This window comes from Pedobacter immunditicola (assembly GCF_037482985.1).
Taxonomy (GTDB): domain Bacteria; phylum Bacteroidota; class Bacteroidia; order Sphingobacteriales; family Sphingobacteriaceae; genus Pedobacter; species Pedobacter immunditicola.
In genome coordinates this window covers 262768-277465 of record NZ_JBBHKC010000004.1, presented here as the reverse complement: position 1 = coordinate 277465, position 14698 = coordinate 262768, and the positions used below count along the sequence as shown (strand labels likewise).

The window sequence follows — 14698 nt, the reverse complement described above, 5'->3', positions numbered from 1 at the left end:
AAACAATTGTAAGGTTAATCGCTTTGTAATGAATACCTTATCGATGTGTTATGGTATCATTTCGCTATACACCTCAATGGCGCCTGCAGGATTTTATTAGCCAGTTTATTCTGATCCATCGTAAGGTTGATCAAACCGGACTGGAAGCACTTTTCCCTTTTCCTCCACAGCCTGGCCATTCCCTTTATTTCTTTCCTTATGATAAGGTTACATGCTTTAGTAACACTTATCAGCATATTGTCCAGTTACCTCAACAAACCATTGTCGGGCCACAATTAACCCGTGTTGATCTCTGTATGGGCAGTCACATGCTCATCATTATCGTTAATTTTCATCCTAGCGGCCTGCACCGTTTGTTAAGACGGCCCATGCATGAAATGGTTGATCAGTATTTCGACGCAGCCTTGCTTTTAGGGCCGGAAATTGAACAAGTGTCCATACAATTGCGCGAAGAGTCTAATTTTGACAGGATGATCGCTGTTATTGAAGCTTATCTATTGAAGATGGTAAAGCGGCTAAAGCCCTTATTGCCGGTCGACAGGGTACTTAAGCAAATGCTGGTCACGAAAAAGATGCTCAACATCAGTCAGTTGGCCCAAATGGCCTGCGTTAGTAAAAGACAACTTGAAAGGCAATTTAGAGAAAGAATTGGCCTGTCGCCTGTCTTGTTTTCCAGGCTCCAGCGTTTCGACAATTCGCGTATATTAAGTGAGGAACAACCACAGTTTACCTGGCTGCAGATAGCGGCTATTTGCGGTTATGCCGACCAGACGCACATGATCAGGGCGTTCAAAGACTTCGCCGGTACAACCCCTGAACTCTTAAAAAAGGATATCGAAAAGAGCTGCTGGCGATTACTGTATCGTACGATTGTATAAATGCTCCACAACTATTGTCGTGTTTATGCTATGCACAGGCAGGGGCTTTGTATAAATTAGCTATGATAGATAATTGAAGATGAACATAATACCTGAAGCTCATGAAAACCATCAAATTATTAATTTTCAGTCTGCTGATTTGCTTCACTGCTGTTGGGCAAAGCGCTGATGACGAACAACAATTGAAGGATATCATTCAAAAATTGGAAAACCAATGGAACAAAGATGATTTTTCATTTTTTACAGATGAAACCTATATGCCGGATGCCATTCTAATTAATCCCCTTGGCGCGGTCTGGAATGGGCAGGCAGAGATTGAAAAGGGCATCGCTGTAGTAAAAGACATCATATTAAAAAACTTCAGCACCAAATATACCGTTAAGAATATTCGCTTTATGGCACCTTCAGTGGCTTTGGTCATTGTACATGCCGCAGACCAGACTGAACGGGATGTCTATTTTCCTGATGGCACCAAAGGAGATACGAAAGGTCATAAAAGGGAAGGTATGGCCATCCATACCTTTGTAAAACAAAATGATGTTTGGAGAATTGCTTGCACACAAGCTACACCCGTTATCACTGATGGTCCAATAGCAAAAATCGCTTCTAAGGGAGATTAGCTTTTCAGTTCACCAAGTACAGTAATACCACCTTTAACCATCTGGTTAAGCTCTACGTTAACCTTGGTGCCCAAAGGCAAAAAGATGTCTACCCTTGAACCAAATTTTATAAAGCCAAATTCTTTTCCCTGTTCAACGATGTCACCCTCTTTTACGTACCACACGATACGCCTGGCTAAAGCACCTGCAATCTGGCGGTATAATACCGGAACACCAGAACTGTGCTCTACAACTACTGTTGTACGCTCATTCTCGGTAGATGATTTAGGGTTCCATGCTGCCAGGTATTTTCCTGGGTGATATTTGAAAAACTTCACCACACCGGAAATCGGATTTCTGTTGATGTGAACGTTGATCGGCGACATGAAAATAGAAACCTGCAATCTCCTGTCTTTAAAATACTCACCTTCTTCAGTTTCTTCAATAACCACAACTTTACCGTCAGCGGGACAAATCATCACCTGATCATCCGAAGCAAAAGCGCGTCTCGGATTTCTGAAGAATTGCAGGACTGTTAAAAATAAGGCAAAAGACAAGATATAAATCAGCCAGCGAAGCCAGGTGATATCAGCATATCGGTAGTCAATAAAAGCATTTAAAACAAAAATAAACAACAAAGTAATTGCAATCGTTGTATAGCCTTCTTTATGTATCGTCATTTGGTCAAAAAATAATTTGGCGTAAAATTGGTAAATTTATTCCAACAGACACGCACAACATTAAAATTATAAAGATATAAGTGGTAAATTAACTGTTTTTAACCGCCCGGTAGACGTCTTTCAGGTTTCTTCCAAGCCCGTTATAGTCCAATCCATAGCCAACCACGAACTCATTCGGAATTTCAAACCCAATATATTCCAATTCAGGAATGGTTTTCAACAAGGCAGCGGGCTTATATAACAGCGAACATACCTTCACGGAAGCGGGGTTTTGTAAATAAACTTTTTCCAGAATATATTTTAACGTAATACCCGTTTCTACAATATCTTCAACGATCAAAATATCCCGGTCACGAAGGTTATCAGGCAATCCCAAAACTTCTTTAATGACACCGGTACTGGCTGTCCCATTATAAGAGGAGGCGCGGATAAAGGCGACTTCACAGGAAACCTCAATTTCTTTCAACAGATCTGCCATAAACACAAAACTGCCATTTAAAACCCCGATAATGATGGGGCAACGATCTTCATAATCCACATTTAGTTGTATCCCTATTAAACGGGTTCGTTTACTGATCTGGTCATTCTCCAGAAAGATTTCAAAATCCTTATCTTCTATTTGTATGAAATTCATATTTTATTAAAAAAACTATTGTCCGCCGCTTTGCGGTATTTCCATTTCTTTTTCCCTTTGGCGCTGTTCTCTACGTTCCTGACGCAACTGTTTTTTGGTTTTTTGAACCGTATCTGGTTTCGCGGTAGCTTTTCCGCTGGTGTCCTTAGTGTTTTTAGGTCCAAAAAGCCTGTCGAATAGGTTCTTAGACTCATCCTGCATTTCTATAACCGGCGTATCGTCATCGTCATCAAAGGCGGTTGTATCCAAAGTTGTTGAATCAGGTAACAAGTACTGTCGCAAGCCCTCTCTCAAACGTACATTGTAAAACCCATAACCATTCGTATCGACAGGAGTTAGGCCGCGTCTGGCCATGATATTGCCCATGTACCTGAAATAATTGTACATATAGTCTTTTAAACCCCCATCTCCCCTGAATTTATACATGGCAATTTTCGGTCGGGGCACAATATTGGCTAGAAATATTCCCTCACCAACACTTAAATTGCCTGGCGTTTTCCCAAAATAATGGCGGGAAGCTTCACCGATGCCATAAACATTCCTGCCCATTTCAATGATGTTGAAATAAACCTCCAGCATGCGTTGTTTACTCACCAGGCGGTTATTTTCAATCAGCCATACAATTAAAATCTCCTCCGCTTTTCTGGCCAGGGTCTTATTCCTGCTCAAGAACACGTTTTTAACCAGCTGCATCGAAATGGTACTTCCGCCCCGCACAAATCTTTTTTCCTTAAAATTTACCGCAAAAGATTTACGGATGGACTCCATCACAAAGCCCTTATGGGTGAAAAAAGAAGGATCTTCAGCAGTCAACAAAGCGTTTTTGTAATTACTGGATATTTCCGATAATGGTGTGAAGTTGGGGTTAGAAGGGCCAATCGTAATGTTACGCATCGGTTTCCCATACTCATATGGCGTATAAACAAAGGTGTTGTTTATTTTCTGCAGGTTGGTTTTACCCCATTTCAGTATTTTAAAATTGTTCGGCGTAAGGCTTGAAGTAAATTTTACACTGTCTGGAATGGCAGAGTCAAGGAAAAAATGAAGATCATATTTCACCTTTCCGCTTACTTTCAACCCTTCCAGCGATTCAAAAAGCCCTTGTGGAAAGCCATTTAAAATAGCCTGCGCTTCCTGCTCTGCGGCATGAATTTTAACCTCGTAGATTTTGTTCGGCGACAAGGTGTATTTTAAGTAGGGATGAAATGTGGCGTCTTTTAGATAAACCGTGGAGGTGCTGTCTAAGGCAGCATAGTTCTTTCCAAATAACACATCTGCATCAATCCTTGCCTCGGGAACAACCACATCATTAGCGGCAATCTTTGCATGGTTAATCAATAAGTTTTTAACAGACCATGATCCCTGAACCTTAAACACCCCTGCTCGGTAGTTGGCTTCTTTTAAAACCGTCCTTACGGTGTCGAAGCTTAACTTCGCATTCATTTTTCTGTTCAGGTAGGGTAGTTCAACCTTTTTGTTCTCGGCAAAGAGCAGCACATCCAGGTGCTTTTTAGCCGGATTAACGACGCCATTGACATGCCAGGTGGATTCCTGGTTATTTACCACGATGGTGGATTTCAAATCACCGTCATCAATGGTCGCGGTGCTGGTCATGAAATCTACTTTAGCCGTGTCATTGTCGTTAAACTGAAACAAGAGGTTTTTCACCACCATGTTATCCGGTATTTTATATAAAACCTGGTTCAGCAGGTTTTGTGCAAGGTGAGCCAGGTCGGTCTTGTTTTTAGTCGCCGTACTGTCTTTCTTTTTTCTTTTCAGAATAAAATCAAGGTTGGTCAATGAATCTCTCGTTACCACGGTTACTTTGCCATTGCTCAGTGTCATCTCAGACAGTTTGATATCTCCAACAAGCAGGGGGAACAGCTTCACACCAATGGTAAGATCTTCAATAGTGGTCAGGGTGTCCCTGTCTTTCGGCACCACCGTGATATTGCTCATGTGTAGCGTACTTAATCCATTAAAGCCGGCAGAGCCAATTTTAACTTCTAAGCCATAACTTTTATCCGCTTTGTCTATGGCCTTTGCGATAAAGGTTTTTAAGAGGTCAGATCTCTTGCTATAAGCAACAGCGCCGGCAACAATAAAGAGGGTAAGAAATATGCCTGCTATCCAGGCACCAATTTTTATATATTTTTTTGGGATCTTAATTTTCGGTAAATCCATGCGATAATATAGCAGTATTTTGATTAACGATAAACACAAATGTTTATTTCGTGTTAAAATTACGCTTAAAAACCCTAAACTCAATTTATTGTAAGGGGTTTTGGTTATTTTTGGGTAATGATTATTACGAACGAACAAGTTTTAGCCGCCCTGAGAAATGTGGAAGATCCTGATCTTAAGAAAGATCTGGTTACTTTGAACATGATCAAGGACCTGAAAATCGCAGATAAAGAGATCAGCTTTACGCTGGAATTAACGACGCCGGCTTGTCCTATGAAAGACATGCTTACCAACGCGTGTCTAAATGCCATTAAATACTTCGTGGCGCAGGATGCCGTGGTTCATATCAATGTTACTTCCCGGGTTACCAAACCTGCAGATACAGCACAGTTGCGGGGCATCCGCAATATTATTTTGGTTTCCTCAGGTAAAGGTGGGGTGGGTAAATCTACCGTAGCCAGTAACCTTGCGGTAACATTGGCTGCAAATGGGGCTAAAATAGGCTTAATCGATGCCGATATCTACGGTCCTTCCGTTCCGATGATGTTTGGGTTAAACGATGCAAAACCTTCTGCCAGAGAAACAGCAGATGGAAAAACGCTGATCGTTCCCATAGAAAAATACGGCATTAAGCTGCTTTCTCTGGGCTTCTTCGCCAATCCTGATCAACCTGTGCCATGGCGCGGACCTATGGCATCCAATGCGGTGAAGCAATTGTTCAACGACGCAGATTGGGGTGAACTTGACTACCTGATTGTAGATTTGCCACCGGGCACCGGTGATATTCATATCACAATTACACAAAGTTTCCCAATAGCGGGGGCGGTAATTGTGACCACACCACAACAAGTAGCACTTGCCGATACAAGAAAAGGCTTGCTGATGTTCAAAATGCAAGGTATTAACATCCCGGTTCTGGGCGTTATAGAGAATATGGCTTATTTTACGCCAGAAGAATTGCCGGATAACAGGTATTATATTTTTGGAAAAGATGGCGGTAAAGCCCTTGCAGCTTCCTTTGATGTGCCCTTCCTTGGGGAGATCCCTATTGTTCAAAGTATCACCGAAGGTGGCGATAGCGGTAGGCCGGTAGCCTTGAACGAAGGTAGTGTTTTAGCAGCCTGCTTTTCAGAAATAGCCGGCAGAGTGGCACAGCAAGTGGCAATTAACAATGCACAAGGTGTAATTGCCAAATAATTAGTATTTTTATAAATCATAGATAATATAAACAAGATAGTCAGATGGATTTAATAGAGCAAGTAGAGCAGGCATTGGAAACAATCAGACCTTATTTAAAAGCAGATGGGGGAGATGTTGCCATAGAGGAAATTACATCAGATAATGTAGTTAAACTGAAATTATTGGGGAATTGCGGATCTTGTAAAATGAGCTATATGACCATGAAAGCAGGCATTGAGCAAGCCATTATGAAAGCAGTACCGCAGATTACTTCTGTTGTCGCTGTTGACCTGGCAGAACCGGTTTAATACCTTTTAACAATTTTTAACTATTCATTGCTATTATTACCTTTACTTTCGTAGAATGAAGTATAATTTTACCATTTTATTGTTATTTCTTGTTCTTGGGGCTTTTGCACAACAAAAGCCTTCAGGAAGCAAGTTGATACAGTTTTCTGGAATAATTACAGATGTAGATAGCAATAGGGTTGTGCCCTATGTAACGATGAGTAATCTTAATACCAATGAACAGCGTTCTGCCAATTATAAAGGGTACTTTTCATTTGTTGCACATCCCGGAGATACCATTGTTTATACAGCTGTAGGTTTCACCAAAACACAGCTTGTCATTCCTCATGATCTTCCTGAGGACAAGTATACTGCGATGGTGAAAATGCAGAGTGAAATTGTTTACCTGCCCACGGTAAACATTTATCCATGGGCAACGGCGGAGGAATTCACCAAGGACTTTTTATCGATGAAAGTTGCGGATGATGACCTGGAAATTGCAAAAAAGAACTTAAGCAGACAAAGTTTAGTCGGCATGGGACAGACCTTGTCCAGGGATGCGGGAGAGATTTCTTCCATAAACTGGAGATTGAACCACGACAGGGCCTTAAACAAGAATATGGTGCAAACGAATCCATTACTAAATCCGTTTGCATGGGGTAAATTAACGCAGCAAATCTTAAACGGGGATAAAAACCGCTCAGAAGATTAGCGTTTCTTAGTTACTTTAGGGAAGCGCATTTTATACTCTGTGTGCACATTTCCTTTAGCAATGTTGTCTAATTTAGCCTTTAGCATTCTTTTACGCAGCAAGCTTAATTTATCAGTAAACAACTTACCTTCAATATGATCATATTCGTGTTGTATTACACGTGCAGGCATACCTGAAACTCTTTCCTGGTGCAATACCCAGTCTTCATCATAATATTTAATTAAGATGACTGGTTTGCGCATTACATCTTCTCTGATGTCAGGAATACTTAAGCAGCCTTCATTAAAAGCCCATTCTTCGCCAGATTCTTCTACAATTTCTGCGTTGATCAGTACTCTTTTAAAGCCTTCTTTTCCGTCTTCATCAGTCCCGGTGTCAATGACAAACAGGCGGATGGGTAAACCAATCTGAGGGGCCGCTAATCCAACTCCACTGGCTCCATACATGGTTTCGTACATATCGCTGATGAGTTGTTTTAGATCAGGGTAAGTTTGTTCTATATCCTTACAAACTTTTTTCAAAACCGGATCGCCGTAGGCTACTATTGGAAACTTCATGGCACAAAAATACGAATATTAGGTTAAAGGATAAAAAGTTAGGGCACTAAGATTTTTTTCATCGAGGATTTCGTTGATAATATCGGCCATTTCTGGCCTGCTTACGGCCTGTATCTTGGTAAAAACGGTTTGCAGATCGTCAATATTGTCATAATCTATTAAACTTTTTGCCATAGAAACGATCAATCCGATCCTGTTTTCCTCCCCTAAAGCAATTTGTCCGATAAATTTCTGCTTAGCTTTCTGCAGTTGGACGTCAGTTAATGGCTTTTCGCGCAGCCGTTTTAATTCTTTAAAAATGAGGGAAAGCGCACGTTCCACTTTTTCTTTATCCGTACCAAAATAGATGGTAAATAACCCGGTATCACTTAAAGGGCTGTAACCACTTTCAATGGTGTAGGCAATACCATATTTTTCACGGATCTGTAAATTCAGGATAGAACTCATGCCATTACCTCCCAAAAGATTGTTCAGCAACAATAAACCGGTTTTATTTTGATGATGCAAGCTGTAAGCCTGACTCCCTAAAACGCTGTGTGCCTGTGAAATCGGCTTCTGGAAAATCAACTCTTTAACCGGATTGGTGATCGGTGCCGCTCGTTTTCTTTGTTTTAAATTAGCGGGAATATCGCCGAAATACTTTTCGCCTATTTTTACCAGTTTAGCCAGAGAATAATTGCCCAACACGGCAATCACCACCTCATCAGTATGGTAATTGGCGGCCATAAAGTCATCGATATCCTTTCTTGATAATTTGCTGACACTCTCGTTCGTACCCAAAATATTGCGCCCAAGGGGATGGCCATCAAAAAGAAGGTCTTCAAAGTCATCATAAATGGCTTCTTCCGGCTGATCAAGGTAAGAGGCAATCTCATCCAGAATCACACTCTTTTCCTTTTCCATTTCTTCCTCAGGAAAGGTAGAATGAAAAATTATGTCATTAAACAATTCCAGGGTGCGGTCGAGGTAAGGATTTAAAAATGAAGCATGTACGCAGGTATATTCTTTAGTGGTATAGGCATTTAAATCCGCACCTACACTCTCCAGCCGGTTCAAAATCTGGTTGGTACTCCTTTTCTCGGTACGTTTAAAAATCAGGTGCTCTATGAAATGGGCAAGTCCTGATTGTGATTCGCTTTCATCTCTTGAGCCACTGTTGATGATGATGCAGGCATGGGAGATTGCAAAAGGAGAAGGCACATGTAAAAGACGTATGCCATTTTTTAAAGTATGTACGTTATAGACCATAATCAACGCAAAGATACGCAACTGTAGCATAAGCTGTTTACTGTCAAAATGTCAAATATTAAGATTGGAACACAGCTTGCTGTAAGGGAGAAGTAAAACAAAAATTAGTCTAAACATATGAGCATAGAAGAAAAAGGAAGTATTTCCATACACACCGAAAACATTTTCCCCATCATTAAGAAATTCCTGTACTCAGACAATGAGATTTTTTTGCGGGAGTTGGTTTCCAATGCGGTTGATGCCGTTCAGAAAATAAAACGTTTAGCAGCACTAGGTCAGTACAATGGCGAGCTTGGCAATCCACAAGTAGAAGTGGCTTTGGATGAAGAGAATAAAACCATTACTATTTCTGATAATGGTTTGGGAATGACGGCCGAAGAGATTAAAAAATATATCAACCAGGTGGCTTTTTCCGGGGCAAGCGAGTTTGTAGAGAAATTTAAAGACGCCAAAGATGCCAATGAAATCATTGGTAAGTTTGGTTTAGGCTTCTATTCTGCCTTTATGGTGGCTGATTTAGTTGAAATTCAAACCCTGAGTTACCAGGATGGTGCAGAACCTGCACGCTGGGTTTGTGATGGTAGTACCTCATATGAAATCACAACAGGTACCAGAACTACACGTGGTACAGACATCATTCTACACGTTAATGAAGAATCAGCAGAGTTTTTAAGCAAATTTAAACTGGAAGAAATTCTAGATAAATACGGTAAATTCTTACCTGTGCCTATTAAATTCGGTACTAAAACAGAACAGGTTCCTGATGGTGAAGACGAAGAAGGTAAACCTAAATCCACTTCGGTTGAAGTTGATAACATCATTAACACCACCAACCCGATCTGGACAAAAGCACCTGCAGATTTGTCAGACCAGGAGTACCTTGATTTTTACAAACAATTATATCCTTTCTCAGAAGATCCATTATTCTGGATACACCTTAATGTAGATTATCCATTTAACCTGACCGGTGTGTTGTACTTCCCTAAAGTGAAGAACGATTTCGAAATGCAACGGAACAAGATCAAGTTGTTTTCGCGCCAGGTATTTATTACCGATGAGGTAAAAGATATTGTGCCGGAATTCCTGATGTTGCTGCACGGGGTAATTGATTCACCGGATATTCCTTTGAACGTTTCCAGAAGCTTTTTACAAGCTGATAAAAACGTGAAAAAGATCAATAGCTATATCACTAAAAAAGTAGCTGATAAATTAGGTGAGCTTTTCAATAAAGACCGTAAAGGTTACGAAGAGAAATGGGGCGATATCGGTCTATTTGTGAAATACGGTATGGTAAGTGAAGAAAAGTTTTACGAAAAAGCGAAAGACTTTGCCTTATTGACCAATACTAAAAAAGAGAATTACACCCTAGAAGAATACAAAGAAAAGGTAAAAGATAACCAGACGGATAAAAATGGCCAGGTGGTTTATATTTACTCAACCGATCCATCTAAACAAGATAGCTTTATCCAATCGGCTAATAAAAAAGATTATGATGTGTTGGTGATGGATTCACCGATCGATAATCACTTTATCCAGGGATTAGAGAGTAAGCTGGAGAAAACAGCCTTGAAGCGTGTTGATTCAAGTGTTGCCAGTAAGCTGATTGAAAAGGATGAAATCACTGAATCTGTATTAAGCGAAGAACAGGCAAAACAGGTAAAGGAAGTTTTTGAAAAAGCAATTACCAAACCAGGGATGAATGTAGAGGTGGTAGGTTTAAATCCGGATGAACTTCCGGTAACTGTAACCATGGACGAGTTTATGCGCAGGATGAAGGATATGGCACAAATGGGTGGCGGTATGAGTTTCTATGGCACCATGCCTGATAACTACAAAGTAGCCATCAATGGTAACCATAAGCTGATCTCCCGTATCTTGAAAACCGAGAATGAAGAAGAACAGAAAGTTTTGGCTAAGCAAGCCGTAGATTTAGCTTTATTAACACAAGGAATGCTTACCGGTGCTGAATTAACAGCCTTTGTAAGCAGAAGCGTGGAGTTGATCTAAGCAATTAATCAATCATATTTAAAGCCTGTCGCATTCATCATGCTGACAGGCTTTTTTGTTTCCCTTTTATCGTTCACTTGCATTTCAATTAAGGATCAATAAAGGATCCCTAAAAGATGAGTTGCACATAAGAAGGTCCCTCTTTGTGCGGCCTCATTTCCGCGCTTACGATTAATGATCCTTAACTCTTCAGCGAAGTTACCTTAAGCAGTAACTCGCCAACAACTCATTTTACTACTGTTTCCTCATCTGACTGAATAAACTAAAAGCCACCACCGCAGAAATGGCGACTACAGCACCCAACAAAGTTCTACTGACTGTTTCTGTGGGAAATTGCTCGCTGACATAGCGGCCGGTTCTGGGAATAGCGATTTCTTTGAATTGATCTACCAGTTCTTCCAGGCCTTCTGAAAGCTCCTCCCCACTCATGGTCGGACCATGTCCCGTTGCTGCAATGGCAGGCCTTAAATCACGCAGCTTGCGTACCGAAAGCGCTGCAGAGATCCAGTTTGGTGTAAAGTATTTTGGTGGCCCTGATATTGCTTTCCGGTTACTGAATACTGAAAGGGCAGATTCTGCCTTGGTGGTTACGAAAGCATCCCCGGCTATTAAAACTTTATCCCTGCCCCTGAACAGGGAAATATGACCGGGCGTGTGTCCCGGTGTATGGATGTAAATCCAATCCGGCATTTTAGGCAGACTGCCATCTTTGGCTAAGGCATGAATGCGTGACCCAAGGTTGATCGGCTTGTTGGGGTACATCACCGACAACAGACTCATCAAACCGCCCCCAACAGAGGGATCAGCAGGTGGATAGGCATTTTGACCAGTTAAATAAGGGGTTTCCTGTAAATGGGCGTAAACCTGTACATTCCATGTTTTCAATAGTTCGTGCAATGCACCTACATGGTCGAAATGGCCATGAGTTAAAATGATGGCTGCCGGTGGGTTGTCTTCGCCGAAAAGCTCTTCCGCCATCTTTTTGATCCTGCAGGTACTGCCTTTGAGGCCGGCATCAATTAAAACCCATTCATCAGGGCCTGTCGCAACCATGTAAATATTTACAAAAACGATCTTCATGCCCCAAATGCCAGGCGCAACTTCCGTATATTTATGATCTTCCATACTTTATGTAGTTATAAGGTATTATTTAAACAACAATCTGCAACACAGGTTTTACTTAGTTGATATTACAATGAATAAAAAGATTTTTAGTAAAAAAGGCATAGTCAATATATTATTCATTTCGGCGATTTTAATTCTGCTGTTTGTTCCTTCAGCCAAAGCTTTTTTATTACAGGGTTTAATGGAAATAGGGCTGTTTAAGCCTGATACGGATGTAAAAGCTGCAAGTAGTACCACAGATTTAGCAGGCGTCAGATTTAAGGATGCTAAAGGAAATGTCGTTGATCTGGGTGCTTTAAAAGGCAAGGTGGTCTTTGTTAATTTTTGGGCCACCTGGTGCCCTCCATGTATCGCAGAAATGCCTTCTGTCAACAAACTCTATGAGCAGTTTAAAGACCATAAGGATGTGGTTTTCCTCCTTGTCGATGCTGATGGCGAATTCGAAAGGTCGCAGCAGTTTATGGACAAGAAAAAGTATGAAATGCCTGTATATGCAGTCGCCAGCCCTATCCCCAAAACTATTTTTAAAGGGTCATTGCCGACTACAGTTGTCTTTGATAAAATGGGCAGGCTCTCTTACCATGGCGAAGGTGCAGCCAATTATGCCGATCAAAAGTTCGTTGATTTCATCAATCAGTTAATTGAGATGTAGTATTTGTGTTAAGGAAAGTATTGACATCGCCCCTTGTCAAACCTCTAAATATGCCCCCGACGTAAATTAAGCTGTGAATTGAAACAAATCTGTATAAATTTGCTTTTGATTCCAGAATACAAAAAATTAAATAGATAGTTATGCAATCACCATTCGACATTACCATAGGAAACATTGATTACGCCGTTTTTCCGGAAGGAGAAGACAAGTATGTGATTTTTAAGGATGGTATAGAATACGTTCATATTCAAAAGGATACCGAACTTCAGTGGATTAAGCTTGATCCGGAAACGGAGACCCCTTTATTTGAATCTGATGAAGAAATCAATAACATTGGAAAAGAAATTATGGCCTACGTTCCTGAAGAGGATGAGGACGAAGATGATTTAGCAGAAGATTTCCCTGAGGAAAATTAACCAGCCCAGCTTTCTCTATCGAGGCTGCGGTAATGTATAGCTTCTGCCAGGTGCTCCAGTTTGATGTCTTCACTTTCATCCAGGTCTGCGATGGTTCGCGAAACCTTGAGGATCCGGTCGTAAGCCCTTGCGGATAAGCCCAGTTTTTCCATCGCCTTTTTGATCAGCATCCTTCCAGCCTCATTGATGTCACAAATGTTGCGGACCATGTTAGGGCTCATTTGTGCATTACAGTGAAGGGAAGGTGTTCCTTCAAATCTCATCTCCTGTAATTCTCTTGCCTTGATCACCCTCGTCCGGATTTCCGCACTTTTCTCTGCCACTCTTAAAGAAGACAGGTCATTGAAATTAACCGGTGTAACTTCTACATGCAGGTCAATCCGGTCTAACAATGGACCAGATATTTTACTTAGGTATTTCTGCACCATGCCAGGACCGCAAATGCAGGCCTTGTTGGGGTGGTTGTAAAAACCACAAGGACAAGGGTTCATCGAGGCAATCAGCATGAAGCTTGCAGGGTATTCTACGCTAGACTTCGACCTCGAGATGGTGACCTGCCGGTCTTCCAGGGGCTGGCGCATCACTTCCAGTACAGCGCGTTTAAATTCCGGCAGTTCATCTAAAAATAAAACGCCATTGTGTGCCAGGGAAATTTCCCCGGGCTGCGGGTCGGCACCGCCGCCAACCAGGGCCATATCTGAAATGGTATGGTGGGGACTGCGGTAGGGCCTTTCCGTCATCAAGGATCCTGCAGCTGTTAACTTTCCGGCTACTGAGTGAATTTTTGTGGTTTCTAGGGCTTCTTGCAGGTTTAGGGGCGGTAATATGGTGGGCAGTCTTTTTGCCAACATGGTTTTACCGGCACCCGGCGGACCGATCAGGATCAGGTTATGTCCGCCTGCAGCCGCAATTTCCAATGCCCTTTTGATGTTTTCCTGTCCTTTGACATCAGAGAAATCCTGTTCATAATGGTTTACATTGGCAAAAAATAACTCGCGGGTCTTCACAATCACCGGCTCAAAAACAGTTTGTTCATTAAAAAAGGCGATGACTTCCTGGAGGTTTTTCATGCCGTAAACTTCCAGCTCATTGACGATGGCGGCCTCCCTGGAATTGTCGGCGGGCAGAATGAACCCTTTAAAGCCTGCCGACCTGGCCTGGATGGCAATCGGCAAGGCTCCTTTGATGGGCTGTAAGCCGCCGTCTAAGGAGAGTTCTCCCATAATGAAGTATTGGTGGAGGTCTTTTTGTTCAATTTGTCCTGAGGCGGCTAAAATCGCGATGGCAATAGGGAGGTCGTAAGAGGAACCTTCTTTACGGATATCGGCCGGCGCTAAGTTGACCACGATCTTTTGCCTGGGCATCCGGAGTCCTGCAGTTTGAATGGCACTTTCTATCCTGCGCAAGCTTTCTTTAATGGCGTTGTCAGGCAAACCGACGATATGGTACCGGTTACCGCCCCCAATACTTACCTCAATGGTAATGGTCAGGGCATTGACACCAAACACAGCACTTCCAAAAGTTTTTACCAGCATATTTT

At 41.8% G+C, this 14698-nt stretch carries 15 protein-coding genes; 8 read left to right on the top strand and 7 right to left on the bottom strand.

Translation table 11 applies throughout. The features are described 5' to 3' along the window. Positions 1 to 50 precede the first annotated feature (50 nt). Positions 51 to 878: an AraC family transcriptional regulator gene (locus tag WG905_RS08575; protein WP_339591302.1), complete on the top strand. Its 828-nt coding sequence runs from the start codon at positions 51 to 53 to the stop codon at positions 876 to 878. Between the two features lie 101 nt (positions 879 to 979). Further along, complete coding sequence (locus WG905_RS08570; protein WP_339591301.1) at positions 980 to 1498, top strand: SgcJ/EcaC family oxidoreductase; 519 nt, start codon at positions 980 to 982, stop codon at positions 1496 to 1498. Here WG905_RS08570 and WG905_RS08565 read toward each other — a convergent pair. From WG905_RS08565 to WG905_RS08555, 3 genes are all read right to left on the bottom strand, one after another. Then, positions 1495 to 2157 carry a phosphatidylserine decarboxylase family protein gene (locus WG905_RS08565; protein WP_339591300.1) on the bottom strand — a complete coding sequence of 221 codons (663 nt, stop codon included), beginning with the start codon at positions 2155 to 2157 and terminating at the stop codon, positions 1495 to 1497. The two genes, WG905_RS08570 and WG905_RS08565, sit on opposite strands and share 4 nt — an antisense overlap. An 88-nt stretch (positions 2158 to 2245) precedes the next feature. Continuing rightward, complete coding sequence (hpt, locus tag WG905_RS08560) at positions 2246 to 2791, bottom strand: hypoxanthine phosphoribosyltransferase (RefSeq protein WP_339591299.1); 546 nt, start codon at positions 2789 to 2791, stop codon at positions 2246 to 2248. Positions 2792 to 2806: 15 nt separating this feature from the next. Continuing rightward, complete coding sequence (locus tag WG905_RS08555) at positions 2807 to 4975, bottom strand: transglycosylase domain-containing protein (protein ID WP_339591298.1); 2169 nt, start codon at positions 4973 to 4975, stop codon at positions 2807 to 2809. Between the two features lie 117 nt (positions 4976 to 5092). Between WG905_RS08555 and WG905_RS08550 the strand changes: the two genes are divergently transcribed. The 3 genes from WG905_RS08550 to WG905_RS08540 are packed head-to-tail and all read left to right on the top strand — an operon-like array spanning position 5093 to position 7153. Next, on the top strand, positions 5093 to 6172 hold the full coding sequence (locus WG905_RS08550) for an Mrp/NBP35 family ATP-binding protein (protein WP_339591297.1): 1080 nt from the start codon (positions 5093 to 5095) through the stop codon (positions 6170 to 6172). Between the two features lie 44 nt (positions 6173 to 6216). Beyond that, positions 6217 to 6462: a NifU family protein gene (locus WG905_RS08545; protein ID WP_339591296.1), complete on the top strand. Its 246-nt coding sequence runs from the start codon at positions 6217 to 6219 to the stop codon at positions 6460 to 6462. 55 nt (positions 6463 to 6517) lie between these two features. Beyond that, positions 6518 to 7153, top strand: a complete 636-nt coding sequence (locus WG905_RS08540) for a hypothetical protein (RefSeq protein WP_339591295.1) — start codon at positions 6518 to 6520, stop codon at positions 7151 to 7153. Here WG905_RS08540 and def read toward each other — a convergent pair. After that, on the bottom strand, positions 7150 to 7710 hold the full coding sequence (def, locus tag WG905_RS08535; RefSeq protein WP_339591294.1) for a peptide deformylase: 561 nt from the start codon (positions 7708 to 7710) through the stop codon (positions 7150 to 7152). The two genes, WG905_RS08540 and def, sit on opposite strands and share 4 nt — an antisense overlap. An 18-nt stretch (positions 7711 to 7728) precedes the next feature. Further along, a complete protein-coding gene (locus WG905_RS08530; RefSeq protein ID WP_339591469.1) occupies positions 7729 to 8958 on the bottom strand; it encodes a M16 family metallopeptidase in 1230 nt (409 codons plus the stop codon). Between the two features lie 117 nt (positions 8959 to 9075). On the opposite strand from WG905_RS08530, the gene htpG reads away from it, so the two are divergent. Further along, on the top strand, positions 9076 to 10965 hold the full coding sequence (gene htpG / locus WG905_RS08525; RefSeq protein WP_339591293.1) for a molecular chaperone HtpG: 1890 nt from the start codon (positions 9076 to 9078) through the stop codon (positions 10963 to 10965). 234 nt (positions 10966 to 11199) lie between these two features. Here htpG and WG905_RS08520 read toward each other — a convergent pair whose 3' ends face one another. After that, positions 11200 to 12090, bottom strand: a complete 891-nt coding sequence (locus tag WG905_RS08520) for an MBL fold metallo-hydrolase (protein WP_339591292.1) — start codon at positions 12088 to 12090, stop codon at positions 11200 to 11202. Between the two features lie 70 nt (positions 12091 to 12160). Here WG905_RS08520 and WG905_RS08515 point away from each other — a divergent pair, with 70 nt between their 5' ends. Then, on the top strand, positions 12161 to 12742 hold the full coding sequence (locus WG905_RS08515) for a TlpA family protein disulfide reductase (RefSeq protein ID WP_339591291.1): 582 nt from the start codon (positions 12161 to 12163) through the stop codon (positions 12740 to 12742). Between the two features lie 140 nt (positions 12743 to 12882). Beyond that, positions 12883 to 13158 carry a hypothetical protein gene (locus WG905_RS08510; RefSeq protein ID WP_339591290.1) on the top strand — a complete coding sequence of 92 codons (276 nt, stop codon included), beginning with the start codon at positions 12883 to 12885 and terminating at the stop codon, positions 13156 to 13158. Here WG905_RS08510 and WG905_RS08505 read toward each other — a convergent pair. After that, positions 13155 to 14693 carry a YifB family Mg chelatase-like AAA ATPase gene (locus tag WG905_RS08505; RefSeq protein ID WP_339591468.1) on the bottom strand — a complete coding sequence of 513 codons (1539 nt, stop codon included), beginning with the start codon at positions 14691 to 14693 and terminating at the stop codon, positions 13155 to 13157. The two genes, WG905_RS08510 and WG905_RS08505, sit on opposite strands and share 4 nt — an antisense overlap. Between the last annotated feature and the right edge of the window lie 5 nt (positions 14694 to 14698).

Coding starts and splice junctions, on each gene's coding strand:
- WG905_RS08575 (WP_339591302.1), top strand. CDS start 51: ATGGTATCATTTCGCTATACACCTCAATGGCGCCTGCAGGATTTTATT.
- WG905_RS08570 (WP_339591301.1), top strand. CDS start 980: ATGAAAACCATCAAATTATTAATTTTCAGTCTGCTGATTTGCTTCACT.
- WG905_RS08565 (WP_339591300.1), bottom strand. CDS start 2,157: ATGACGATACATAAAGAAGGCTATACAACGATTGCAATTACTTTGTTG.
- hpt (WP_339591299.1), bottom strand. CDS start 2,791: ATGAATTTCATACAAATAGAAGATAAGGATTTTGAAATCTTTCTGGAG.
- WG905_RS08555 (WP_339591298.1), bottom strand. CDS start 4,975: ATGGATTTACCGAAAATTAAGATCCCAAAAAAATATATAAAAATTGGT.
- WG905_RS08550 (WP_339591297.1), top strand. CDS start 5,093: ATGATTATTACGAACGAACAAGTTTTAGCCGCCCTGAGAAATGTGGAA.
- WG905_RS08545 (WP_339591296.1), top strand. CDS start 6,217: ATGGATTTAATAGAGCAAGTAGAGCAGGCATTGGAAACAATCAGACCT.
- WG905_RS08540 (WP_339591295.1), top strand. CDS start 6,518: ATGAAGTATAATTTTACCATTTTATTGTTATTTCTTGTTCTTGGGGCT.
- def (WP_339591294.1), bottom strand. CDS start 7,710: ATGAAGTTTCCAATAGTAGCCTACGGCGATCCGGTTTTGAAAAAAGTT.
- WG905_RS08530 (WP_339591469.1), bottom strand. CDS start 8,958: ATGGTCTATAACGTACATACTTTAAAAAATGGCATACGTCTTTTACAT.
- htpG (WP_339591293.1), top strand. CDS start 9,076: ATGAGCATAGAAGAAAAAGGAAGTATTTCCATACACACCGAAAACATT.
- WG905_RS08520 (WP_339591292.1), bottom strand. CDS start 12,090: ATGGAAGATCATAAATATACGGAAGTTGCGCCTGGCATTTGGGGCATG.
- WG905_RS08515 (WP_339591291.1), top strand. CDS start 12,161: ATGAATAAAAAGATTTTTAGTAAAAAAGGCATAGTCAATATATTATTC.
- WG905_RS08510 (WP_339591290.1), top strand. CDS start 12,883: ATGCAATCACCATTCGACATTACCATAGGAAACATTGATTACGCCGTT.
- WG905_RS08505 (WP_339591468.1), bottom strand. CDS start 14,693: ATGCTGGTAAAAACTTTTGGAAGTGCTGTGTTTGGTGTCAATGCCCTG.